The following is a 26,946-nucleotide window of genomic DNA, read 5'->3' on the forward strand; positions in this document are numbered from 1 at the left end:
ATGCATTTCGACCGGAAAGAAAAAGACGATGAAACTTTGTTGTCGCTGTATAAGCGTCTCCTTTATCCCCGAATGGTCGAAGAAAAAATGTTAATCCTGCTTAGGCAGGGACAAATAGGTAAATGGTTTTCTGGCATAGGCCAGGAGGCAATCGCAGTGGGAGCCACTTTAGCGATGAATGCGGAAGAATATATTTTGCCGATGCACAGGAATCTGGGTGTCTTTACTTCCAGAGACATTCCGCTGCGTAATTTAATGGCGCAGTGGCAGGGAAAAATGACCGGTTTTACCAAAGGCAGAGACCGGTCTTTTCACTTCGGCACACAGGAATTCAAAATCATAGGGATGATTTCTCACCTTGGCCCGCAGCTGGCTCTGGCTGACGGAATTGCCCTGGCCGATCTGATCACCGGAAAAGAACAGGCCACACTTGTTTTTACAGGTGAAGGCGCCACCAGCGAGGGTGATTTTCATGAAGCAGTCAACGTCGCTTCAGTCTGGAATTTACCAGTCATCTTTCTGGTTGAAAACAATGGTTACGGCCTCTCTACACCTATCAATGAGCAATTCAATTGTGATGACTTAGTGGACAAAGCTATAGGTTATGGTATTGAAGGAATTCAGATTGACGGGAATAACGTGCTGGAGGTTTTTGATACGATTACTGAGATTACAAAAAACATCCGTGCCAATCCGAGACCAGTTTTACTGGAATGCCTCACTTTCAGAATGAGAGGCCATGAAGAGGCCTCGGGTACAAAATATGTTCCTCCACACTTGTTTGAGCAGTGGGCTGAAAAAGATCCGGTTAAGAATTTCGAGCGCTATCTGTTTGAACAGCATATCCTGACGAATGAGCTTTTAGAGGAAATTAAAGCAGATTTTAAAACTGAACTGGATCAGGAAATTGAGCAGGCTTTTAAAGATGCTGATCCTTCACCTTCAGCGGAAACAGAGCTAACGGATATGTACTATCCTTATACCCAGCAAGTAGTCCCTCCTGCCGAACCTTCTACCGAAATCCGTTATCTGGATGCGATCAGCGATGGTTTGAGAATTGGGATGCAACAACATCCTAACCTGGTTATTATGGGGCAGGATGTTGCCGAATACGGTGGTGCATTTAAGATTACAGCAGGTTTTGTAGAAGAATTTGGCAAGGCCAGAGTCCGCAATACCCCTATTTGTGAATCTGCCATTGTTGGCGCGGGGCTTGGTTTATCAATCAACGGCTATAAAGCGGTAGTGGAAATGCAGTTTGCAGATTTCGTTACCTGCGGCTTTAATCAGATTATCAATAACCTGGCGAAAACACATTACCGCTGGGGAGAAAAAGCAGATGTAGTGGTGCGGATGCCTACTGGCGCGGGAACTGGTGCAGGCCCTTTTCACTCTCAGAGTAATGAAGCCTGGTTTACCAAGACACCGGGACTTAAAATAGTTTATCCTGCTTTCCCATACGATGCAAAGGGTTTGCTGCTGGCGGCAATTGAAGATCCTAATCCTGTGATTTATTTTGAGCATAAACTTTTATACAGAAGTTTAAGCGGGCTGGTTCCTGCTGGTCATTATACGCTGGAAATCGGCAAAGCCAACTGGTTGAAAAAAGGGCAGCAGTTTACCATTATTACCTATGGTTTAGGCGTTCACTGGTCCCTCTCTTATTTGTATGATCATCCTGAGTTATCAGTGAACCTGATCGATTTATGCAGTTTACAACCCTGGGACAAGGAAACAGTTGCAGCTGCTGTGAAAGTTACTGGCAGGGTAATTATCCTTCATGAGGATACGCTGAGCAGTGGTTTCGGAGCTGAAATCGCCGCATGGATTGGTGAACATTGTTTCACAGATTTAGATGCGCCTGTAATGCGTTGCGCGAGTCTGGACACTGCTATTCCGATGAGCAAGCTGCTCGAAGATCAGTTTCTGGCTAAAAGCCGTCTGCATGAAACTATTCAGAAATTGATGGCTTACTAAGGCCTTGGCACGATAATGGCCTGCTGATTGGCAGACCATTATTTACTGGAGCGCGTTATGAAAACCATTTATCTACTATGTTTAGGAGTTTTACTGTTTACGCTTCCGGGTTGTAAGTATTTTAAATCTACCCATCCACAAGCTGGTTTACCTGAGGAAGGTACCACAAATATGACCGACAAGTCTATTTTAAACTATGCTGCTTCGATTGACCGGACACTCAGAGATTATAAGAAAGAATACAGTCTGATCTATTTATCGGGCGATCTTTCAGTATATGCAGAAAAGTACAGTGCACATAATGATGGGATGTTGTATAAAACCTATACTTCAAATGGTACAATCAGTAATGCAGTAAAAAGCTATTATTTTAAAAATGACAGCCTGATCCTGGTCAAAGAACGGATTAAGCTCATGAATGAAGAAGGGAGCGTCTTTAAGGACGTCCGGACTTATATGCGGAATAATGTGATCTTCAAAATAGATAGCCGCACAGCAAGCTCGGCTGAGGCCTTACGTACACTCCCTTATTTATTGGTACAAGCTGCCGATAATAAGTATCCTGAAGAAAATTACGCTTCGGATGTGAAAGGTATCAATGATGCAATTCAGGGAACAGATAAATTTGAAATGGTTTTTGATAATATTTCCACTTATCCGGATGCACTTTATATTATGCTTAAAAGCAAGAGACAGCCGAGTTATAAATCGAGCATTCTGGTCAAAACTAAAGATGCTTATATCGATAGTTTATTGAATTTCCCTTCACAATTTAAGGATGACAAATTAAACTTCAAATGGAAAATAGAGGATAATACATCTATTTATGTACCTGTAGCAGATACGACAACTTCGGCCAAAGGACTGAACAAGTAGATATTCCCATTATCCAGGCATTCACATCTGAAACGTTTCCTGAGTTTCTCCCCTTTTTTAAACCGGCGGCCATCTTTAATGGTAAATACGGTATGCTGGGGAAGTTCTTCTAACCGGGAGTGATCCAGTATACCATCGTACTTTTTAAGTGCTCTGGACAGACTTAAGTCAGTACAGCTGGAGGCGGAAGGGTTAGTTAAGTAAGTGCTGATGGCCTTTTGAAGGTCTTCGGGAAAAACCTGCTGCTCCAGAAATGGGGTCATCATCCTTTTAAAGTTGTGTTTCCATTCTCCGCCGTGTGGCTTGACCTTATTCTTATGATCGTTCCAGGTTAACAGGTGTGCAAATTCATGCACGGTAGTAACCAGAAATGCATAACGGTTCAGGTTATTGTTGACAGAGATCTTATGTCCCAGTTCTTTAAAAGGGTGTCTGTAATCACCGAGTTTGGTCGCCCTGCTTTTGGAGATCTTAAATTCGCATTGAAAGTAGTCGATCCATTTAGCAATTACGGGAGCCGCCTCAGGGGGCATATACTGTGCTAAAACATCAACTTTTTCCACAGTCCTAAGATAAAGAATTTACTTCAAAAACTGATATGCGATTAAACTGGCTACATAGGCCATAGCGGTCATATATACTGTTTGAATCAGCGGCCATTTCCATGATTTGGTCTCGCGGTAAACTACCGCAACGGTACTCATACATTGCATAGCGAAAGCGTAAAACAGCATCAGGGAAAATCCGGTGGCAAAGGTAAAGACTGGCAGCCCGGTTTCCGGATTTCTTGCCTCTCTCATTTTATCCCGTATCGTGCCTGGATTCTCTTCTCCGTTGTCAACGCTGTAAATCGTAGCCATCGTCCCTACAAAGGCTTCACGGGCAGCGAATGAGGTAATCAGTGCAATACCGATCTTCCAGTCAAAGCCTAAAGGTTTGATGACCGGCTCGATACTTCTGCCCAGGATTCCTGCGTAAGAGTTTTCTAGTTTTTCGGCCGATTTATCTCTTTCCAGCGTACTGATCTGTACACTGTCTTTTTGCATTTCAATTTTAGCGTATTTAGTTTCTATCTGCTGGAATTTCTCTGAAGGCCCATAGGTTGCCATCACCCATAAGACTATGGATATCGCGATAATCACCTTACCTGCTTCAAATACGAAAGTTTTAGATTTTTCATACATGGTGAACAGTACGTTACTCCATCTTGGCATTCTGTAAACAGGCAGCTCCATAATAAAGTAAGACTTTTCAGTGGCTTTGATCATGAATTTCATCACGAAAGCTACTGTAACCGCAGCAATGATGCTGATCAGGTACATTCCCATCAGGGCAAGCGCCTGCATGCTGACAAAGCCGAATAGTTTGGTGTCGGGAATAATCAGGGAGATTAGTAAGGTATAAACCGGAAGTCTTGCTGAGCAGCTGACTAATGGGGAAACCATAATGGTAATGATTCTGTCTTTCCAGTTTTCAATGTTCCGGGCACTCATAATAGAAGGAACGGCACAGGCGAAACTACCGATCATCGGTACGACTGATTTTCCGCTCATTCCAAATTTCCGCATGATCTTATCCATCATGAAGGTCACCCTGGCCATATACCCGGTATCTTCCAGGATAGAGATCAGTGCAAACAGAATGGCAATCTGCGGAATAAATACAATAATCCCGCCTAATCCGGCAACCACACCGTCTAAGAGAAGATTGGTTAATATACCGTCGGGAAGGTATTCGTGTCCTGTTTTCGCAATCCAGCCAAATGCGCCTTCAATCAGGCTCATCGGGTAGGCAGACCACGAGAAAATGGCATTAAAGATAAAGAACAGGATAAACAGGAAGATAAAGAATCCCCAGAAGCGGTTGGTCAGAATCGAATCTATTTTATCACTGAATGCAAATTTTTTGGAGGCCCCGGTGTCTTCAATAACGCCGGACAATACGGTACTTAAATATCTGTAACGGGCAATAGTTTCTGCTGCCTGTAGTTTGGAGGATTCGAATTGGTGTGACTTTTTAATCTGCTCGAAATTTGCGTGTTGCTGAGCGGTATAGATTTCAAGGTGCTCGTGCTGGTGCAGAATTTGCAGGGCGAAATAGTCGTTATCGGTTGCAAGAATGGCTTTAGTTTCGTCAATGGCTGCCGCAGCGAGTACATTAACGTCAGTTCCGTCTACTTGTGTAGGTATAGTGGTGGTATTGGCAATGGCTTGTTTTAGTGCTTCAAGACCTGTTTTACTTCTGGCAGAGATGGCAACAACTTGTATGCCGAGGCGTTTGGAGAGTTCATCAATGTTGATATTGATTCCTTCTTTGGTGGCCATGTCGGTCATATTCAGTGCGAGTACGACTGGAATACGCAGGTCTGCTACTTGTGAGTAGAGGAGCAGGTTTCTGCGGAGGTTAGTTGCGTCGGCAACTAATACAATGAGGTCGGGATGGCTTGAGTTTTTCTTATCGGCAAGTACTTGAAATACGATGCTTTCGTCCCTGCTTTTTGGGTATAGGCTGTAGGTTCCGGGCAGATCGACAATTTCGGCCTGTTGTGTGGCGGAAAGTTTGCAGAAACCAGTTTTCTTATCAACGGTAATTCCGGGGAAGTTTCCTATCTTCTGGTTTAACCCGGTGAGTAAGTTAAATAGTGTCGATTTTCCTGTATTGGGATTACCAACTAACGCAATTTTCAGTGTAGTAGCCAAGATTGATCTAAGAAATTATAATAACAGAAGCTTCGTTTTTACGTAAACATAATTGGTATCCGGCAACACGTATGGCCATCGGGTCACCTAGTGGCGCAAAACGTTCAACTTCCACAACTTCTCCAGGCAAACAGCCCATTTCCATTAGTTTTACTGACATTTCTAAATCTGTAAAGGCTACAATAGTGCCACGTTCTCCTGGATTTAACTGCGAAAGATTCATATGCTTAATTAGCCCGCAATGTACCCTTTATCAATAATAAATCCAAATAAAGACCTTCGTTGTGACACCATTAATACATAAAAACAAAGGATACTTATGTTCGGGCGACATTGCCGTCGCCTGAAGGGGCTCGGAATGAATGCCCTCACATTAAGTATCCTTTGTTTTTATCCAATCCACAATTGAAAAGTGTATTATACGAGGGGCTTTTAAATGGAATTTAATTATGGAGCGCGGTTAACGCCTTTGTCGGCGCTTTAGGTGTTTACTTGTTGGCGCGTTAAGATTGTTATTTGTTGACGCCCTAAGAATTGTTATTTGACGACGCCTTAAGGGTCGTTATTTGATGGCGCCCTAAGGATTGTTATTTGACGACGCCTTAAAGATTGTTATTTGACGACGCCCTAAGGATTGTTATTCGATGGCACCTTAAGAATTGTTATTTGACGACGCTTTAAGGATTGTTATTTGATGGCGCCTTAAGGGTTGTTATTTGACGACGTCCTAAGGGTTGTTATTTGACGATGCTCTAAGGATTGTTATTTGACGACGTCCTAAGGGTTGTTATTGGTTGACGCCATAAGGGTTGCTATTTGACGACGCCATAAGGGTTGCTATTTGACGACGCCTTAAGGATTGTTATTCGATGACGCCTTAAGGGTTGTTATTTGCCAACGCCTTAAAGGATTGTTAGTAACCTTAGGCGCCTGTTTACTGACACCTAAGGATTATAATTTGTTAGTAACCTTAAGTCCCTGCTAAAGTACTTAAGGTTTATTATTTTTTAGTGTATTGATTTTTTAAGTATTAGAAGTTGTATTTAACACTGATTCTTCCATTTCTAGGTACTTCATAGATGTAAGTGTAATAAGAAACTGATGTCGCTGTTTCTTTTGCAACTTTAGTATAAGATCCTTGTGTAAATAGTTTTTTGTCCAGTAAGTTACTTACTAAACCTGTGATGGAGAATTTACCTCTTACGTAAGATATACCTGCGTCGAAACGGATGTAATCTGCAAATGGGGTTTGAGTAGTTCCTGATCCTGCGTAACGGTTTAATAGCATTTGGTAACCGCCGGAGAATCCAATTCCGTTAAGTATGGAGTTTGCATTTCTGTAACGGTATGATAACCATCCGTTAGTGATGTGTTTAGCTGTATTAGCCAGGTAAGTTCCGGTTGCATTTTTTGCCGGATCTTTGTTCTCATCTCTGGTTACTTTTGGATCTGTGTAAGCATAGTTCAGGGTTAAGTTTAGGCCTTCTGCTACTTCACCTACCAAGTCAAATTCGATACCTTTAGATTGAACTTCACCTAGCTGTACCATGAAGTTATTTGGATCTCCAAGAGGGTATGCCGGGTCAGGGGTCAGGACATTTTTCTTTGTAATTTTATACATAGAGAATGTTGAGTTCCATTTTCCGCCAAACCAGTCTTTCTTCAATCCAAATTCAATGTTATTACCTGTTACGGGTTTAAAAACGTCACCGGTTGCTGATCTCGAAGCTTGTGATTGTGGGATAAAACTCTGGTCGTATAAGGTGTAAGCTGAGAAATCTTTGGTAATGGAGTAACTTAAGCCTACTCTTGGGGTAACTGCATTATCTGACATTTGTGTTGCATTGGTTTTACCAACAGTTTCTGCATGGGTAAAACGACCTGCCAGTGTTAAACGTAGTTTCTCATTCAGGAAACGTAATTCGTCTTGTAAGTATACTCCTGTATAAGTTGAGTTGGTTGCATAAGTATTTGCACCTGATCTTACCTGGATGCTTCTTGACCTGTCAAATACTGGGATATTAGCAGTCGGTATACCATAAACAGGATTGTAAATATTAAAAGTGGCATTACCAGCTAACTGAAGATCTGGTTGTGAAACACTTGAAAAATCACCCCAGGTTTTTAAGTTACCCATATCCATACCACCTAAAACTCTGTGTACAATTTCACCTGTTTTGAACTGGCCTTGTAAGCTGAACTGGATATTTTTATTGATAGCTAATTCTTCACTAATGTTTAGACCTCTTCTCATATCACCGTTGGCAGCGATCGTAGATGGCCACGGTGTACCACCAAATAAGGAATAGTTCAAATAGGCAGCTTGTGCGTTAAATATCCAGTTTTTATTGAATTTATGATTGAAATAAAGTGTAAGGTTATGGTCATTCAGCTTATTTGGGTCTAATGAAGGATCTCCAACAAAGAAGCTGGGATCGGTATCACCAAATCCTTTCGGAGAGAATCCGTAGTTACCCAATGCTAATGCTTCTACGTGCTGGTGTGTATATTCAGCAGTAACTTTCGTATTGCTGTCAATCTGATAGCTGATTACCGGTGCAATTACATACTTATCATTGTAATTGAACTTATTGAAACTGCCTTTAGTCTGCGCAGCTACGTTTAAACGAAATAACAATTTACCGTCAGCAGAAAGCTTCGTATCCAAATCTACCGCAGCACGTGCAAGGTTATATCCACCAGCACTCAGACTAACAGAACTTTGATTCGTGCCCGTAGGTTTTTTAGTAACGATATTGTAAAGACCACCCGGCTCACCATTTGCCATCATAAAGCCAGCAGGGCCTTTTACGAATTCAATACGGTCAATTGTAGCAGCATCATCTGCAAGCGGGCCCCATGGGGTTTTTAAATTCATCCCATTACGGAAGCCTGGAATAGAGAAACCACGCATGTAAATGTTTGCGTACTGCGCATCCCAGTGGCCAACTCTTACGGCACCACTTACGTTTCTGGTTACGCCATCAACAATATCAAAAGCCATTTGGTCTGCCATCAGTTGACTCGTAACCACTTTAATGTTCTGAGGCAATTCCAATAATTTTGTTTGTAAACGTAAAGAAGAAGAGACTTTTTCTACTTTGTATTTTTTATGGGTAGAAATCTGTACGTCCTTTAACTGCGACTTGTTCTCATTCAAGGAGAAGTCAGCGATTACAGTCTCTTTAGTCACTGTAATTTGTTTTTCTTTAGGATATAGTCCAATAGCAGAAACAACAATAGTATAGTTTCCGGTTGGCACCTTTCTGATTGAATAAGAACCATTCTCCTCAGTAATTGCACCAAAGGTAGTACCCTTCAGTTTTACGGTTACCCCATCGGCAATAGTTCCGTCAGAAGTAGTGATTCTACCTTTGACACTTCCCGTATGTTGTGCGTATAAACTGGTACTTAAAAATAAGATGAAAATTAATGAAAGTAATTGTTTTACCATAATTATTTAGATTGATTATATATAATTTTGGCGCAAAGTAAATCTAATTTTACTAGGTATTCAAAATTATTTTAAATCAGTCTAAATAATAGCTTTTTACGCAGAATATTGTCTATTCATTAAATAAATTGTTTTAGCAAAATAATTAAGCATTGAAATTACGAGCAGAATTACAAAACAGATCAATTATCCACGTAGCAATCCTGTAAACAAGCAACATTATTTATCTATCCAATATCCATGTAGCAACCCTGTAAGCAATCAACATTATTTATCTATCCAATATCCATGTAGCAGCCCTGTAAACAAGCAACATTATTTATCTATCCAATATCCATATAGCAACCCTATAAGCAAGCAACATTATTTATCTATTCAGTATCCATATAGCAACCCTGTAAGCAATCAACAATGTTTATCCATCCAATATCCATATAGCAATCCTGTAAGCAAGCAACATTATTTATCTATTCAGTATCCATATAGCAACCCTGTAAGCAAGCAACATTATTTATCCATCCAATATCCATGTAGCAGCCCTGTAAGCAAGCAACATTATTTATCTATTCAGTATCCATATAGCAACCCTATAAGCAAGCAACATTATTTATCTATTCAGTATCCATATAGCAACCCTGTAAGCAATCAACAATGTTTATCCATCCAACAACTAACATCTTTGAAGCAATCCACCAGGTTTCCCCTTAAGGATTGGAATTAAAAAAAACAAATCTGCTAATGTGAGGACATACATTTCTAATGTCGTCCGAACATAGCAGGTTTGTTTTTTTTATATTACATATCCCCCCCACCTCTTCTACCACCACCAAAACCTCCACTACGGCCCCCACCCATACCCGGCATTGGCACATCATTCTGCATAGTTTTGCCGCCCATTCTGCTTAACGAATAAGTAAACGAGAACATATAATATCTTTTCAGCACATTATACCTTAAATCTGTAATCGTGTTATTGCTTGAAGTTCTGGAAATCCCCTGGTTCTGGTTCAGCGCATCATTCACAGCAACCTTAAAAGTCCCCCTGTTCTTGAAAAACTGCTTACTGATATACCCATTCACAATGGTGAAGTTCGTATTATACTCCGGCCCTCTTCCCGTATTCTGGAAGTAATCCGCATTTACAGCAAGACGAATATTTCCAGGAAACATATAACTCACATCAATCGCCGGATTCAGCGTATAATAAGTAGTATTCGCTGATGATTGTGCCGAATAAGTAGCACGGTTAACAGACCCCGCTACACTAGCCGTCAAATCCAGTTTATCCATAGAAGAAACCAACCTGTATTTATTGGTGATCGAAAGATCATTCGTCACATTTTGCAGAGAATTAGTAAAGTTGACACCTCTGGCATAAGTACCACCTAAATCTATATTCAGATTCAACTTATTCTCTTTGATAATAGGTAAACCCAGTGAAGAACCTAAAGTCCCCTGATAAACCCCGTTCACATTTACAGGAACAACCGCAAGCTTACCAAAGTTAGGATCAGCCGGCGCATCAATCAATCTGCTATCATTTCCGAAAGCATTAAAAGTCTGGCTGATGTTCGCAAAGATAAACAGCGAACGAAACTTCGCAAAGTCAAAATTATTGTAAAGCACAGTCAGGTTATTTGTGAAAGAAGGCTTTAAACCAGGATTACCAATCGGAATACTCTGTGCATTGGTGTTATCCGGAATAGGCTGAATTTGATTAATCGAAGGCTGCTGCGTACTTCCACGGTACCTGATCACTAACCTTTTGCTCTTGCTGAATTTATAACGCAATTGCGCCGTAGGAACGATATTATAAAAATTCTGAGTGATCAGATTACCAGTAGTCAGATTTTCATTTCTTCTATCCGTATTCTGCACACCCACCCCTATATTCCAATTTAACTTCTCCGTATTCTTATTCAAACTTGCCCCAACAGCATTCGTCAGCGTCTTATTCTCATAAGTATTCGTATAAGTCAGATCAGGTATATCATACTGAGAAGTTATAGGGTTAAAGTTATAATTGAAACGCTCACTATTGTTAAAACTATAAGTATTCTGATAGTTCACCTCCAGATTCAGCGTTTTAGAGATAGGTTCCGTATAAACCAATCTTGAAGTATTCGTAATCGAATGAGAATTCTGATTGTTCAGCTGATTAATAACCGAATTGCTTACTGAATCACCCTGCGTCGTTACATTGTTAATATCATTATAGATTTTGGAATCATTATCATTGATACTCGTATTGATATTCAAAGATAACGTACGTCCCTTTTTAGCGAACTTCTTCCTTAAGAGAATATTATTGCCAATTACCGGCGAGGTAGAATTCGTATTGTACCCTTGCGTACCCACCGTCTGATACTTATCATAAGTATTCACATAATTGGTATTCTGAGCTAACCCGGTTTCTGTATAAGTAACACTTGGCTGTACACGGATCGACATTGTCGAATCGATCTTAGTATCTATTAAAAAGTTAAAACGATGATTTTTACTATCCGTATTGCTTGTCAGATTCTGGTTAAAAAGAGTTCTGCTGTCCCCCAACAAGTTCTCTCTTGAACTCGTCTGCTCATTGAACAAAGAAGTCTTATTAAAGAAATAACTCGCCGTAATTTTAGTCTGATCTGTATAAACATCGGCAAAGTTAATACCGAAAGCATTGGTATTGGTAATCCCTTGCGGTGGAGCACCCGATGCCGCAGCAAAACGACCACCGCCGCCACCTCCACCACCGCCAGTACCAGTACCCAGACCGCCGCCGCCACCAAAATTCTGCTTGTTGACATTGTTAAACTGACCGATTACAGAAAACTGCTGCTCTTTATTAAACTTATTGACATTCAGGTTCACATCATAACGATCATCAGTACCATAACCAACACTTGAATTTCCGAAATAACCATTCTTTTTATCCTTCTTGGTCGTAATGTTAATAATCTTCTCCCTGTTCCCATCGTCCACACCTGTAAACTGAGCCTGGTCCGAAAGCAAATCAATCACCTGGATCTTATCAATCATATCGGCCGGTAAATTCTTGGTCGCCAATAAAGGGTCATTCCCAAAGAAATCTTTCCCATCCACACGCACACGCGTGATAGTCTCTCCCTGAGCTTTGATCGAACCATCCTTAGCCACATCAACACCAGGCAGCTTTTTAAGTACATCTTCTACCACAGCATTCTCCCTGACCTTATAAGCACCCGCACTATACTCTACCGTATCAGTTTTAACTACTACCGGAGTAACCACCCCTTTAATCACCACCGTATTTAAATTCAGTCCCGTATTTTCCATAGCCAGTGTACCTAAATTGACTGATGGCGTTGCAGCAGATACTGTAAATTCTTTATTGACATTATTTAAACCGAGATAAGCTACCGTAAGCCTGTAAGGCCCAGGAGCAAGTCCTTTGAGTACAAAAGAGCCATCGGTCTCTGTATTGATCACACCAGCAACACTGGAATCTTTAAGACTTTTAACTGCTACTGAAGCATAGTCTACTGGTAAACGGTCTTTCGCATTAACGACCTTTCCACTAACGGAGCCGTTTTTTAACTGTGCATACGAAGAAAAGCTGAAAAAGAGGAATGCAATCAGCAGGAGATTTTTTGTAAAAGTCATCATGGAAGAAGCTTGATATTTTCAATTATATGCTTCTCTGACTCCAATAAAGGCAAATGGTTTGTTTTTATCCGTTAAAATATGGGTAACATTTTAAATACACCCGTTTATTCAGCTTAAGGGGCCGATAAAAAGTTTTAACAACAGGAAGAATAACTAAGCATACAGCTTGTTTTTCTGTACCGCAGGAACTGAATAGCTAACTTTAGGGCAATGGCAACCCGGTTTAAAAATACGGCAACTGCTCAGCAGTCCTATGGACAACAAAAACAAAATACTAGCTTTCCTTTTCATAGTTAGATTTATTTAATAACACATACGCAAATATCGCCATAAATACACCGATCATATCACTTCCCAGATCCCACCACTCCGCAGAACGGTAAGTGAAGAACTTCAACTGGATCAGCTCGATAAAACCACCTAAGGCAAAGGTGAGCATCAAGATCTTAAAGATAGTTAAGATTCCGAAATTTTCTCTGCGCTGACTTTTAGTTTCACCGTAAAACAGCAAAATAGTAAGGACGAAGAAAAAACCCAGGTGTACCATCTTATCAAACCCCGTAAAGAAAAAGCCTGATTCACCGACGGAATCAGGCATTTTCATAGTACAAAGAATCAAGATAAACACCGTCCATAAAAGGGCTAAGCGTTGATGTAAGAGTACTTTGAATTTATTCATTTATTAAGCACCAACTAAAGCCTGGTATGCAGCAGCATCCAATAAATCAGCTACCTGAGCAGCATCACTTAAGGTTACTTTAACCATCCAGCCTTCTCCATAAGGATCAGAATTCACTAATTCCGGGCTATCGTTCAATGCAGCATTAATTTCTAATACAGTAGCAGTAACCGGCATAAATAAGTCAGATACAGTTTTAACGGCTTCAACACTACCGAAAACATCATCCTTACCTACTTCCTCACCTACAGTATTGACATCGATATAAACGATATCACCTAATTCGCGTTGCGCGAAATCAGTTATACCAATAAAGGCTTCATTACCTTCAACTCTAACCCATTCGTGGTCTTTAGTGTACTTTAGTTCTGATGGAAAATTCATTTTTTATTCGATTTGATTGCTCAAAGGTAATTAATATATACTTTATACAAAACGTTAGTTCTGCTAATTAAGTGTGATCCTCAAACTAAATCCAAAATTGCTGAATGAAGTATTAAACGATTGCGAAGTATATGGCTTGGTAATATTCGAATCATAGAAAAGCTTAATATTAAAACGCTGATTCAGGATGTAGTCAATACTCGGCCGGTAAGTAATGTTTTTAGCACCCGAAGAAATCTCTGCCGTCGACACATCCGCCCTGTAAATCACAGTTTTGTTATCCCGGATAGAAACATCCAGTTTGAAATCCATGTTGTTATCCATCTTCATCTGTTTGAACAATCCAAAAGGGAACCTGAATTTAGTAGTCCGGTAACCTAAACCAAACACCATGTTGTTCTCTGACAATTGTGACAGCTGCGTATTCGCTAAACTTAACCCCAGCAAACGCGTTCTCCCGATCTCAAAATTAGCAGTCAGGTTGTTTTTCAAACGCGTATCAATTCCAATCAGCGGCGCAAACTGCTCTGCAATCGTCACCTGTGAAAACTGATAAAAAGGAAGGAAATTCTGGTTGTCATCCCTGCTGCTCACATACCCGTCAGTTTCCTGATAACGCGCCAGTGTATTAAATCCATTCACACTGTAAATTGAGCGGTAAGAATGTCTCAGATCAATCGACTTGAAGTAGTCACCCAAAAAGTCCCACCGCGTTAACCCGCCATAATTAACGCGCCAGTTTGGCAAAGGTATTTTAGGGAAAGAATTCAAACTTACCTTCGAAGCATCCTGACCAGTATAAGCAGCCATAAATGCAGCAATCAATACATCCTGTGAATTCTTATCATAGCCATCAGCAAAGCCTGAGGATACACCACGAGAATTAATATTTACCGCACCTAAACGCTGCGAGATCGTTGACCTGTTTGCCATAAACTGATTGAACAGTTTGGAAACAGTACTTCCTGGATTTTCAGAAAATGCAGTTCCAAGGCTGATAAATGAAATGCTGTAATCACCAGTAGTAGATGGACTCAGGTTACGGAAAGCCTGGCTCGTATTATCATATCTGAAATTACTCGAATAATTCATCGTCCTGTTTTTATTGGCCGTCAGCGTAATTCTGAAATCACGGAAAGGCTCAATCACACTCGTAATACTTAAATCTTCCCGCATCGTATTGATATACAATTGGGTCTGCAAAGTATCGTGTGTAATCCAGTTATTTTTTATCGCCATTTCCCGGATGTCACGCTGGCTGCCGAATACAAAACCCCAGCCCGGTGCACCGGAGAATTTATCAATTCCAAAATAATCTGTTGTTGGCGTATAACCAGGCAGGAATATCCCTTTAGTCTGCGTATAAGCCGCATTAATATTCTTAATACTCGTTAACAAACCTAACAGGATTCCAGGCCCTCCATCATCACTCTTTGAACGCTTTAACAAACCAATCTTATTGTATAAACTCGTAAAGTTAAAAGTTGGATTGATCTGAATTGTCCTTGCATTCTGAATCGTATTCCCCAGGTTAATCAGCGGATCTCTCAGCGTAGAAAGCGGTTCTGTATTCCAGGTAAAGTTAGTCCCATATCTTGTCGCCACATTAATCCAGTCCAGACCAGGGATCTTGTTAATCGGCACAGCATAGGTAATATTCATGTTATGGCTATAGTCGGTAGTACGGCCAAGTCTAAGCAGGTTTTGCCACACCGTATCACGCTTCAGCCCATTAATTCTGCCGTCTGGTTCATCAATGATGGAATAATTTGTCGCATCAAAATCGAGTGTCAGCGACTTGGTCAGGTTCCATGAAATTGCGTATACCCTGGTAATCAGGAAATTTTTATTGAAAGTCGTATTGATCGGTATTGAATTTCCCGGATCATTGTTCCGCAAGCTGTTCTCTGAATAATAACGGTTCACATCAATCCTGAAATTGATCGATGTTGGCATCGGACTGATGTTAATATCCTTTAATATCGTCAGTAAATTCGACTTGATCAGCTTATCAAATGGTCTGTAGTTCTTTGACTGTCCTGAATAATTGTAAGCAAGGGAACCGAAATAGGTTTTCTGTATTGAACTCTGATTGATAAAATCGTGGTGCAGGATTTTAGTAAAAGAATAGGTCCCACTAAAGTTTTCTACATCCCAAAGCTTAGGCGCTTTGGTCAGATCCGTCCGTTCTTTGTGAACATTCGTAAAGTTAATACTATTACGCGTGGTATAATCCTGTGAATAATCCAGGATAATTTTCCGCTCTTCAGCAGACGCCCCTTTCAGGGAAGTCTTCAACTCAATATCCGGCATTTTCGGATCATACTGAGGCGTACTCACCTGCTTGGAATAACTGATATAAGTTGGAATCTTAATTCCCGATTTCTTAGGGAAAAATTTACCTAATTCCATATTGGACGAAATATCAAAAGAAGTATTGTCAGACCTGTTTCTTTCGCTCACCCTTTTGTCAATAGAACCAAAACCAATAGTTGACTTACTTCCCGAAACATTGACTTCCGCAAAATCAGCCAGCTGCGCATTCATTCTCGCCGCCGCTGCCCATCCGCCACGTTCATCAAATTCAGTTAACCGGAGCTCATTGAACCAGATTTGTCCGCTTTTTTCCAACCCGTCATCTGCACGCGGATCCGAAGCCAGCTTCAATGGATTTTTTACCCCAAGCATATAAACCTTGACCTGGCTCATATCAGGCTGTCCTTTAATCGTTATTGTTTTACCATCTACTACATAAGAGAAAGGTTTGGTAATATCCCACATTGCCCCGTTAGGCATAGTAGCCCGGTTACGTGCCAGTTTAATATCCTGGAAAAGCGACAACTGAATATCCATCTTATTGGCATCCGGCCAGATCGCATAAGGGTCACTTGTATTTGGCTGGGTAACCACCAAAGGTTGCGAATACTCATAATAGTTATCCTGGTTATCTGTTCCGATTCTGATAAAGGCACTCAGGTCACCATTGTTAACTACTGTATTTCCTATAGCTTCCAGATGGACAAACATTTCCAGTCTTTTGTAAGACCTGAAATCGTTCAATGCAGTCTTGAAAGTTGCACGGCCATAACCATCACGCAGGTTCCGCACAATAAAAGAAAGAGATTGCTCGTTTAATCTTGTATTGGTTCTATAGTTATTGAAATCAAGTTCTCTTTGAATTCCCGGCGGCACTACATAAGGAATAGGGGTACGTTTTCCATTTTCCTCAATATTTACTGTACCTACTTCAATTGTTGAATTATCCGGTGTTACTGTATTGTTTAATCCCGGGTCAGTAATTAACTGTGTACCGATATTCTGGTCATTATATTTTCTCCAGTCCCCTCTTACCAATTGAATTTTAGCAAACCTTAAGATCGTTGTATCTGCAAAGTTGGTCAGGAACATCCTGAAGAACCTGATGGATTTAAAATCCTGGATATTTCCTACTTTCTGCTGATAATCTGCCAGGGGGATACGGATCTGATACCAGGTAACCGGTTGCGTTTGTCCGTTGGCTAATTTCACCTGTGAAGTCACTGCATCTGTTACATAGTTCTTTCCAACTTCAAGGTCCCCTTTACGCATGGATACTTTGTACTGGAAATACTCATCAGACTGGGTCATATTGTTATCCCTGTTCACATCCTCACCATCCGGCAAAGAAGTAGACGCAGAATTATCGATTCCTAATTCGTCCAGAGATTGCTGAGACGTTTTCGAGTTCCCATCGGTTCCATTGTATTTTTCATAACGTTTCAGGATACCTGCATTTTCCTGGTCTAATTGCGGGCCTCTAAAGTAAGCGTAGTTATCTGAACTCGGGTCACCCTGAAGCTCACTGGCTGCCGCCGGACTTAACTGCGGAACGATCTGGCTCAATACAGGGGCAAACTTGGTTTTCTCATCGTTATCTCCTAATCCATCCAAACCAACATCCTGTGCTTTACGTGCAGCCGGATCATTGTCAAACGCCTGAACTACCGGCTGTAATTTTGGTACTCTTCCCCAATTCGTTTCATCGAACTTAGTTGGATCTCCATCTGGCGGCAATCCATTCTCCAATGACTTTCTGCCATCTTTCAGAATATCTTCAGAGATATTACCAATGTTAAAATATAAATCTCCACCAGCACCGTTCGTCTTGTAAATATTCGGGTCCATTACCCACAGCTCTATATATTCAATATTTAAAGCCTGGAAATCATTCGTTTCGATCTTTCTGAACATCCCGCCCCAGCGCGATTTAGGGTTCATCAGATCACCGTTGTTATTGAAACCAGTAGGTGCATAATTGTAAGGCCCGCGTTTATTCGGATAAAAAGCCACGTTCAATGTTGGCAAAGAAACGGCCTGTCCTGTCGGGGTTTCCTTGAAAGGGAAAACCTCCTGTTCAATAATTTCCCTGACGTAGTGGTTGGACAACTCCGTTTTGTTGTTCCTTAAACTTGCAGGAATATTAGAGGCTGTCCTGTTATAAAATGTAGGGTCAATATTATAGAAAGCAAGCCTGGCTCTGTTGTATCCATAAGCAAGATCATTGGTTAATCCGGCCTCCTGAAAAAGTTGTGGTGTACCAGAAATCTGCCACGCAATAGCACTCTTTAAATCAATAACCGAACGCGAAGCCTCAAAGTCATCAATGTAACTCGTTCCGCCTTTATCCCCTAAACTATTGATTGCACTCGGGTGTCCGGGTACCAGCTGGGCAAACTCTCCCGAGAAAGAGAACTTTGAAGGAGCTTTCGTAGAAATGAAGGGCAGCTTATCCACCATTTTCGTTAAGAACCGGGACGAAGTACTATAATTCAAATCCATTCCCCAGATCGTATTCGAAATTGGTTCTTCTCCGATATTTACTTTTGGCGTGAGCGGCTTCTCCGAAAGGTTCATGTAAGTCGCCCCCAAATTCAGTTTATTATTAACTTTATAATCCAGCCTGGTCCCAAACAGTGAACGCTGCTGTAAACCAAACAACTCATTGTTCTCCGTCGTAATCCTGATCGCCTGGCCAGAAAGTAATACACCAGTATTGATGATACTTACCCTTCCACCCTGGTAGTCCACTGTAAAATCGACACCTTCCTGCAAAGGAATAGTACCAGAAAATACTTTGACAGATCCTTCCGGAACATTGATCGAGTTCAGACTGAATTCTGAAGCCACCTGAGACTGATAGCCCCCTTTAATGATATACCTGTTTTGTTTAGTGAAAAGCTGCTGCGCGACTACTTTCGTAGAGTCGTAAAGTGCAGTATAAGTATATTTATCAATCAGATTCTGCTCTCCCGGATTAAACTGGGCGGCCAGATCTCTACCAAAAGGTTCGATTACCGGGAATATAATACGTCCGTTCAAAGGATCAATCGTAATATATCCTTTACTCATATTTGTTGCAAAGGCCGCAATCCCGTTATTGCCATTCGTACCGATTGTACCAATACTGCTGACTGTGGTTGGTGGTACCCCGCTGGAAGTGCTGGTGAAGGGTTTATCCTCCGCCTCGAAGTCAAACACTCCATCAGGCTTCGCATCGTTCTGCTGATTTAACCTATCCAGACCGGTTAAGTTAATCCACAATTTGTTCATTGTTTTTACCCCTTCAGACATCACCGGTCTTTCAATACCACTATCATTATCCAAACGGAAGATATCCAGTTTAAAGTTCTGAGGACTGATCTGATAACCACCTATAGAATAGATGTTTTTCATCATCAGTTTCCAGGTCGGAAGATTGGTTTTAGTCGTTTCATTCTTCAGTAACTTGGCAAATAATACCTTTGGTGTATTCGGATCAAACGGTACATCTGTCGAGAATTCACCGACCTGGTATTCTACTCCATTGTAAGTATAGCGGAAAACTACAGCCAGTACTTCATCCGAGTTCAAGGCATTGTTCAGTGAGATATATCCCAGTTGAGAATGGAAAGTATATTCCCGGTCTGCAAGCTTACGGGCGTACGTTAACTTTGCATAGTTATCCGTCCCTTTATTAGCCTGAAAATAAGAAATTATGTCATTTGAATTCGTAAACCTCGCACCCGCAGGTAATTTAGTTAACATATCGTTGGACTGTCTTACCCCCTGAAGTGCAAAGCCCGATGGCGCCTGTGAAAAAGCAGCCCCGCCTGTGAACCCCGCATAATACGGCTGGTTCTCTCCAAGATCTATTAAACCTAAAACGTCCCTGGAATCTTGTGTATTACCAGTTTTATTGGTAATCCAGACCTCCACCTTTGTGATATTTACACCCGATAACAGATTGGGTGCATTGGACATGGCTTTATTGTAATTATCCCTGAAGAATTTGGCCAGGAAATAATGTTTGTTGGCTTCATAACTATCACCGGTTATCCGGAAATCATTGTGCTGTGCCCCATTACTGATTTGCAATTCTCTGGATTGTGATTTCTGCTGGGTAAATACAGTTGTTACATTCAGTCTTCCGAATTGCAATTGGGTCTTGATCCCGAAAAGGGCTTGTGTACCCGTAATCAGCGAGGTGCTTAAAGGTAAGCTTACGTTACCCGCCTCTATTTTCTTGATGATATCATCTTCCCCACCTGTATAATCCAGCTTGATCTGATTCTCAAAATCAAATTGCGCTTCGGTATTATAGTTCATGTTCAGCTTCAGCTTTGTTCCGATATTACCAACCAGGTCCATCTGGATCCGCTGGTTGAAATCAAAATTACTTTGAACACGCTGCTGCTCATTGAACAGCGGATTTTCATTCTTGTTTACACGCCCTAAAAAGGTAAGCTCTGCTTCGCCCCGTGGTTGTATACTAATTTGATTACCACCAAATATCTTTTCAAATGCCGGATTATTAACTGTCAGACTCGGAATAACACCTGTTCTTCTGATTTCTTCTGTTTCTGCATTGGAAATTGTGCGCCAGTTATCTCTTTTCATTTCAGAATTAACCAGGCGCTGGTATTCCTCTATAGTCAGGTATTGAGGTGGGCCATAAAATCTGCCCCCTATTCTTTCCCTGATGATATAACGTTTATTGGCCGCATCAAACTCTACCTCTCTTTTGATATTATCTGGCTGCGGTGTAAATGAATTAAATGGCTGACGGATACCCAGACGTTGTTTTTCTTTCAGCCCAAAGTTGTTTCTGGTGGTGTCCTGATAACGGTCCTCCGGATTTATCTGCGAGAAAGCTTGTTGTCCCCAAAAGGAGAAAATCAATAAAATGATTAAAGTAAAAGTGTTTCTCAAAGGCTCGAAATTTATTGTAGGTATTTTTTGTTATAAGTTCTTTAAAGCTATTTTAATCATCTGTTCAACAGTTAAATCCAGTCCGCCATTTTTGATTGCATTATCTATTGCTTTCTCCGCTGGCGCTTTTGCAAATCCAAGCATCGTTAATGCTGATAATGCCTCTTCTCTGACCGTATGATTTAAAGGAGCGGCAATTAACGACCCGGTACCTTCTTTTTTTAATTTATCCTGTAGCTCTAAAACTATACGCTGTGCACCTTTAGCACCGATACCTTTGATACGTTGTATCAAAGGTAAATCAGCGTTGACTATAGCAGTTTGAATCTCGGCCGGCGTAATCGAAGAGAGCATCATCCGCCCGGTATTCGGCCCGATACCAGACACTGAAATCAGGTGTAAAAATAACCGGCGTTCTCCTTCGTCAATAAATCCGTATAAGGTATGTGCGTCCTCTTTCACATGCAGCCATACATAGATTTTACAACGCTCGGCAGTTCCTAAACTGCTATAGGTATTCAATGATATATTGATGTGATATCCAATACCACCCGCCTCTACCACAATATAAGCAGGACATTTAAACGTCAATCTGCCATCAATATAATCAAACATAATATTTTATACTTTACTCGTTTTTTTTAATAATCCTGTTCTTTTAGGCTTTTCGCCCGCTTGTTTACCTTGTACATCCAATACCGCGATCGTTACCATATTCACAATTTCGCGCACCGAACTTCCGAGCTGTACGATATGTACAGGCTTCTTTAATCCTAATAATATTGGGCCTACAGCCTCTGTTTCACCTAATTCCTGCAACAATTTATAAGCAATATTCCCCGACTCTAAATTTGGGAAGATGAGCGTATTTGCCGGGCTTTCCGCTAATCTACTAAAAGGAAAGTTATCTTTTAACAAAGAATTGCTAATTGCAAAATTAGCCTGCATTTCTCCATCTACTAGAATCTCAGGATGCTTATCGTGTAATATTTTTACCGCCTGTCTAACTTTTTGAGGAACTTCACCGTCATTCGAACCAAAGTTAGAATAAGAAAGTAAAGCAATCCTTGGTTGTATATTAAATTTAGCTACCGCACGCTCCAATAATAAGGTCAGATCGACCAGTTCCTGTACCGTCGGATTTACATTTACAGTAGTGTCGCCAAAGAAAACAGGCCCTTTTTTGGTCATCATCATATACATCCCTGCAACTCTGTTCACCCCTTCTGCCGTTCCTATAATCTGTAAGGCAGGTTTGATAGTAGAAGCGTAGTTTCTGGTCAGTCCGGAAATCATTGCATCAGCCTCTCCAAATTCTACCATCGAAGAACCAAAATAATTCCTGTTCCGCATTAATTTAGTCGCTTCAAAAAGCGTCACCCCTTTACGCTGTCTTTTCTGATAAAGTGATTCTGAATACCGCGCCATGCGTTCAGCATCTTCAAGAGGATCGATAATCAATACCCCTTCCAGATCCAGTGCCGTTTCTGCGATAATCTGCTGAATCACCTCTTTATTTCCGAGTAAAATAGGAATAGCGATGTTTTCATCCTTCACAATTTGAGCAGCCTTTAAAATCTTATAATTATCAGCCTCTGCAAAAACGACACGTTTAGGATCAGATTTAGCTTTATTGGTGATGGCACGCATAATCGCATCATCCCCGCCAATTCTTTGTTTTAGTTCATCTGCATAAGCATCCCAGTCCGTAATAATTTTACGGGCAATGCCAGAGTCTATCGCCGCTTTTGCGACTGCCATAGAAACATTGGTAATTAAACGGGAGTCCATTGGTTTTGGAATGATATACTCCTTGCCAAATTTGATATTTCTTTCGTTATAAGCCATATTAACGGCTTCAGGAACAGATTTCTTAGCCAGTTCAGCAATCGCATGTACCGCCGCAATTTTCATCGGCTCGTTGATTCCTGTAGCCCTTACGTCTAATGCACCTCTGAATATATAAGGGAAACCTAATACATTATTCACCTGGTTAGGGTAATCAGAACGGCCAGTTGCCATAATTAAGTCCTTGCGGGAGCTGATCGCCAGTTCGTAAGCAATTTCCGGATCAGGGTTAGCCATAGCAAAGACAATCGGGTTGCGTGCCATTGACTTTAACATTTCTACCGTTACACAGTCAGCAGACGATAAACCAATAAATACATCTGCATCTTTCAGTGCTTCTGCCAATGTAGACAGCTTTCTTGAAGTTGCGAATTCAGCTTTCGTAGGGTCAAGGTTCTCCCGTGTATCACGGATCACGCCTGACCGGTCGCACATCACCAGGTTTTCTTTTTTAGCCCCTAATGAAATATATAACCGGCTGCAAGATATAGCAGCTGCACCCGCACCGTTAACAACAATCTTAATCTTCTCTATTTTTTTCCTTTGCAGTTCGCAGGCGTTCAACAATGCAGCAGCAGAAATAATTGCTGTTCCATGCTGATCGTCATGCATCACCGGAATATTCATCACCTCTTTGAGGCGGCGTTCAATTTCAAAACATTCTGGTGCTTTAATATCTTCCAGGTTAACACCCCCGAAAGTTGGCTCCAGCGCTTTAACGATCTTCACAAAATCGTCCACATTAGTGGTGTCGAGTTCCAGATCAAAAACATCAATATCAGCGAATATTTTAAACAACAAACCTTTACCTTCCATAACTGGTTTGGAGGCTTCTGGCCCGATATTGCCTAATCCAAGAACAGCTGTTCCATTACTAATTACGGCCACCAGGTTTCCCTTAGCAGTATATTTATAAACATCTTCTGTGTTGTCAGCAATTTTTAAACAAGGTTCGGCTACTCCAGGTGAATAAGCCAATGCTAAGTCTCTTTGTGAATTGGTCGGTTTGGTTGGAATAACTTCGATCTTGCCCGGCCTGCCTTGGGAATGGTAATCTAATGCATCTTGTTTCCTGTTAATTTTGCTCATACGTTTAATTTGGATAAAAGATTCAAAGTTACAATTCTTTTAATACGCACTAAAATAAAAACACATCGGTCTACATAAATTTAACGCAGATTTAAAACTCGCGTACGAGCCATTTAAACCAATAAAAAGCAAAATTAAATAGGGTTAACAGTGATTTTCAAAAAAAATGCACAAAACGAATATGGAGAAATCTTTTAGTAAAAAGATATTTCAAACAGAAATGAACAAAAAGAACAAGGCCGATTTTACAACCTGTCTGTTATTCTTGATCCGGATTTACCCTTCGCTTTATAAGAGATGTATTTCTTGCCTGATCTGGATTCAGTTTCACGGGCGTGACCTGATTTTTGAGCGACGATTAAACGTTGTCCGGGAACAATAGTACTTCCCTTCAGGTTATTCCATACGCGTAAATCCTGCACTTCAACATTATACTGATTGGCAATTGCAATTAAGTTCTGGCCGGCGCCAACTTTATGGTATCTGACCTGAGCACTGCTCTGACCAGCTTCTTTATGTTTTTTATGCAGTCTCCTGTCATCATTGGAGGCCAGGATAACCCGCGTACTGGTTTCTACCGTATGGTTGTTCAGTACTTCGTAAATTTCCGCAAAGTTCGCAAGGCTTACTTTGGGTATAATAATTCTTTTGGGCTGATCTTCTGATCCGTTAACGATTTTCTTTTTATACGAAGGATTTAAAGTACACAGATCACCTTCTTCCATTGCCAATGCTTCTGCCAGCTCTGTCAGAGAAACAAAGCGGCTCACCTGAATGGTATCAGTTTTAATCGCAAACAATGATTTCTGCGCTTTAATCTGATGTTTATCCGGGCAGTTCATCACATAAATCGCTGCAATAAAAGCGGGCACATAATTGCGTGTTTCCTGCGGTAAAAAAGGTCTGATCGCCCAGAAATCTCTCGAATGTGCTTTAGCAATCGCCCTGTTTACATTCCCTGTTCCACAGTTGTAAGCAGCAATGGCCAGCAACCAGTCTCCTAAGTTCTTGTAGGCATCTTTAAAATAAGCTGCCGCAGCATAACTCGCCTGGATAGGGTCCTTACGTTCATCCACAAAGTTGTCCATGCCCAGCCCATAGTCTTTGGCCGTAGAAAACATAAACTGCCATAAGCCGGTTGCCCCAACTCTGGAAATCGCATGTGAATTCATCGAAGATTCTATAATGGGTAAAAACTTAAGTTCCATTGGAACATCATAAGCTTTCAGTGCATTTTCAAAAATCGGAAAGTAATATTCAGAAAGCCCCAGCATTTTGCCCATCATATCTTTTCTGGAGCTGTAGATGTCGATATAACGTTGCACGGATTCATTATATGGCAGTGGAATCTGCTTTTGAATAGAATCCAGACGTTTTTTATACGTGAAATTATAATTGTAAAATAGCGGGTTTTCTAAAACTTCGGGTACTGCGGTTGTATCACCGGTATAAGTAGTAGAAAGGAAGCTGATCGGGGAAATTGAATCCAGCTTATTGATTTTTTGTTGTGCGCTGCTGTTGAAAGCTGCAAGGATTAATACACAAAATGAGAGGATAAGTACATTTCTTTTCATAGGCGGTCCTTGCAATGCTGCAATTATAATCTTTGGTTTATGATTCAGGTGGAGCTAAAATAAGTAAAACTTTTGGATAGGGAAAGTAACGCCCCTTCTTCAAAGTGTTTACCCATTAACTGAAGACTTAACGGTAAACCCAGCTTATTATTGCCCAGAGGGATAGCTATTGCCGGAACCCCTGTCAATGAAGCCAGTACTGTAAAAATATCGGCCATATACATCACCAGCGGATCTTGTATATTTTCGCCTATTTTAAAGGGTGGTGTAGGTGCAACGGGTGTCAGGATCACATCAAAATCAACCAATAATGCTTCGATTTTGTCCCTGATCAAACGTCTTACCTGCTGTGCTTTCTGATAGTAAGCATCGTAATAACCTGCACTCAGTACAAAAGTACCGAGTAAAATCCTTCGCTTCACTTCTTCCCCAAAACCTTCAGCCCTGGATTTTTTGTATAAGCTATTCAGATTTTCTGCCTGTAAATTACGGTGTCCATAATGTACCCCATCATATCTGGAAAGATTAGAAGAAGCTTCTGCTGCTGTTAAAACATAATAAGCAGGAACAAGATAGTCCAGCAAATCGAAAGACACATACTCAACGGTATGTCCATCTGCTTTAAACTGCTCAATTGCCTGCAGGATGGCGGCTTTGATATCCGGATCAAGCGCTTCACTTTCCAGGGTTTCTTTGAGCACGGCAATCTTCTTTGGAGAAGCATTATCCAGTGCAGCCAGGTAATCAGGAACAGGTAAGCGGGATACGGTACTGTCATTTTCATCAGCGCCAGCCAGTACTTCTAAAAGTAAGGCCGCATCGCTCACTGAAGAAGTAATCGGGCCTACCTGATCAAAAGAAGAGGCATAGGCAATTACCCCATATCTTGAAATACGTCCATAGGTTGGTTTTAATCCATAGCAACCGCAAAACGCAGCCGGCTGACGGACTGAACCACCCGTATCAGTACCCAGCGCAGACAGACACATATCAGCTTGTACAGCTACAGCAGACCCTCCCGAGGAACCACCGGCTACTCTTTCCGTATCTGCGGCATTCCGTACTGTGCCGTAATAAGATGTTTCATTAGAACCTCCCATGGCAAATTCATCACAGTTTGTTCTGCCGATGATAATTGCATCTTCCTGAATCAACCGGGTAACGACCGTAGAAGAATAAGGAGAAATAAATCCTTCGAGCATTTTTGAAGAAGCAGTTGTGATATGGTCTTTATACAGGATATTATCCTTGATACCAATCACCATGCCTGCCAGCTTCCCGGCAGTACCATTGTCTATTTTTTGCTGAACGCTGACTGCTTGTTTTTTCGCAGAATCGACAAACACCTCATTGAATACATTGAGGTGTTGCTGTGTTGCTATCTGTGTAAAATAATAGTCGAGTAAATCAGGGAGATCAAGCTTTTTTTGCGCAATAAGTGCTTGTATCTCTGATAGAGAGTTATACTTCTTCAATTATACTAAGGTCTATAAAGATTAAAAATTC

At 41.1% G+C, this 26,946-nt stretch carries 14 protein-coding genes; 2 read left to right on the plus strand and 12 right to left on the minus strand.

All coding sequences use genetic code 11. The features are described from left to right. Both HDE70_RS18260 and HDE70_RS18265 read left to right on the plus strand, forming a co-directional pair. Positions 1-1,977, plus strand: coding sequence for a thiamine pyrophosphate-dependent enzyme (locus tag HDE70_RS18260; protein ID WP_183891475.1), 1,977 nt, complete (start codon positions 1-3; stop codon positions 1,975-1,977). A gap of 57 nt (positions 1,978-2,034) precedes the next feature. Next, positions 2,035-2,853, plus strand: coding sequence for a hypothetical protein (locus tag HDE70_RS18265; protein WP_183870228.1), 819 nt, complete (start codon positions 2,035-2,037; stop codon positions 2,851-2,853). Here the strand turns inward: HDE70_RS18265 and HDE70_RS18270 are convergent. From HDE70_RS18270 to gatA, 12 genes are all read right to left on the minus strand, one after another. Further along, entirely contained in the window at positions 2,802-3,416 is a 615-nt protein-coding gene (locus HDE70_RS18270; RefSeq protein WP_311676738.1) for a SprT-like domain-containing protein, read from the minus strand. The two genes, HDE70_RS18265 and HDE70_RS18270, sit on opposite strands and share 52 nt — an antisense overlap. Before the next feature lie 18 nt (positions 3,417-3,434). Beyond that, positions 3,435-5,552, minus strand: coding sequence for a ferrous iron transport protein B (gene feoB, locus HDE70_RS18275; RefSeq protein ID WP_183891476.1), 2,118 nt, complete (start codon positions 5,550-5,552; stop codon positions 3,435-3,437). A gap of 7 nt (positions 5,553-5,559) precedes the next feature. Next, positions 5,560-5,775, minus strand: coding sequence for a ferrous iron transport protein A (locus HDE70_RS18280; protein WP_041879861.1), 216 nt, complete (start codon positions 5,773-5,775; stop codon positions 5,560-5,562). An 807-nt stretch (positions 5,776-6,582) separates the two neighbouring features. After that, the gene (locus tag HDE70_RS18285; RefSeq protein ID WP_183891477.1) at positions 6,583-9,006 is read right to left on the minus strand and encodes a TonB-dependent receptor; all 2,424 of its coding nucleotides are present in this window, start codon (positions 9,004-9,006) and stop codon (positions 6,583-6,585) included. Between the two features lie 795 nt (positions 9,007-9,801). Further along, complete coding sequence (locus HDE70_RS18290) at positions 9,802-12,639, minus strand: outer membrane beta-barrel family protein (RefSeq protein WP_260161245.1); 2,838 nt, start codon at positions 12,637-12,639, stop codon at positions 9,802-9,804. A 274-nt stretch (positions 12,640-12,913) separates the two neighbouring features. Then, positions 12,914-13,318: a VanZ family protein gene (locus HDE70_RS18295; protein WP_183891478.1), complete on the minus strand. Its 405-nt coding sequence runs from the start codon at positions 13,316-13,318 to the stop codon at positions 12,914-12,916. 3 nt (positions 13,319-13,321) lie between these two features. Further along, positions 13,322-13,702, minus strand: coding sequence for a glycine cleavage system protein GcvH (gene gcvH / locus HDE70_RS18300; protein ID WP_183870232.1), 381 nt, complete (start codon positions 13,700-13,702; stop codon positions 13,322-13,324). A gap of 63 nt (positions 13,703-13,765) precedes the next feature. After that, positions 13,766-20,929 carry a cell surface protein SprA gene (gene sprA / locus HDE70_RS18305; protein WP_183891479.1) on the minus strand — a complete coding sequence of 2,388 codons (7,164 nt, stop codon included), beginning with the start codon at positions 20,927-20,929 and terminating at the stop codon, positions 13,766-13,768. A 30-nt stretch (positions 20,930-20,959) separates the two neighbouring features. Continuing rightward, positions 20,960-21,544 (minus strand): Holliday junction branch migration protein RuvA, encoded by a 585-nt coding sequence (gene ruvA, locus HDE70_RS18310; RefSeq protein ID WP_111633029.1) that lies wholly within the window; start codon positions 21,542-21,544, stop codon positions 20,960-20,962. Between the two features lie 6 nt (positions 21,545-21,550). Next, complete coding sequence (locus HDE70_RS18315) at positions 21,551-23,866, minus strand: NADP-dependent malic enzyme (protein ID WP_183870234.1); 2,316 nt, start codon at positions 23,864-23,866, stop codon at positions 21,551-21,553. A 245-nt stretch (positions 23,867-24,111) separates the two neighbouring features. Then, entirely contained in the window at positions 24,112-25,440 is a 1,329-nt protein-coding gene (locus tag HDE70_RS18320; protein ID WP_183870235.1) for a lytic transglycosylase domain-containing protein, read from the minus strand. A gap of 44 nt (positions 25,441-25,484) precedes the next feature. Next, on the minus strand, positions 25,485-26,915 hold the full coding sequence (gene gatA / locus HDE70_RS18325; RefSeq protein WP_183891480.1) for an Asp-tRNA(Asn)/Glu-tRNA(Gln) amidotransferase subunit GatA: 1,431 nt from the start codon (positions 26,913-26,915) through the stop codon (positions 25,485-25,487). Positions 26,916-26,946: the final 31 nt, after the last annotated feature.

It is taken from the genome of Pedobacter cryoconitis (genome assembly GCF_014200595.1).
Classification (GTDB): domain Bacteria; phylum Bacteroidota; class Bacteroidia; order Sphingobacteriales; family Sphingobacteriaceae; genus Pedobacter; species Pedobacter cryoconitis_C.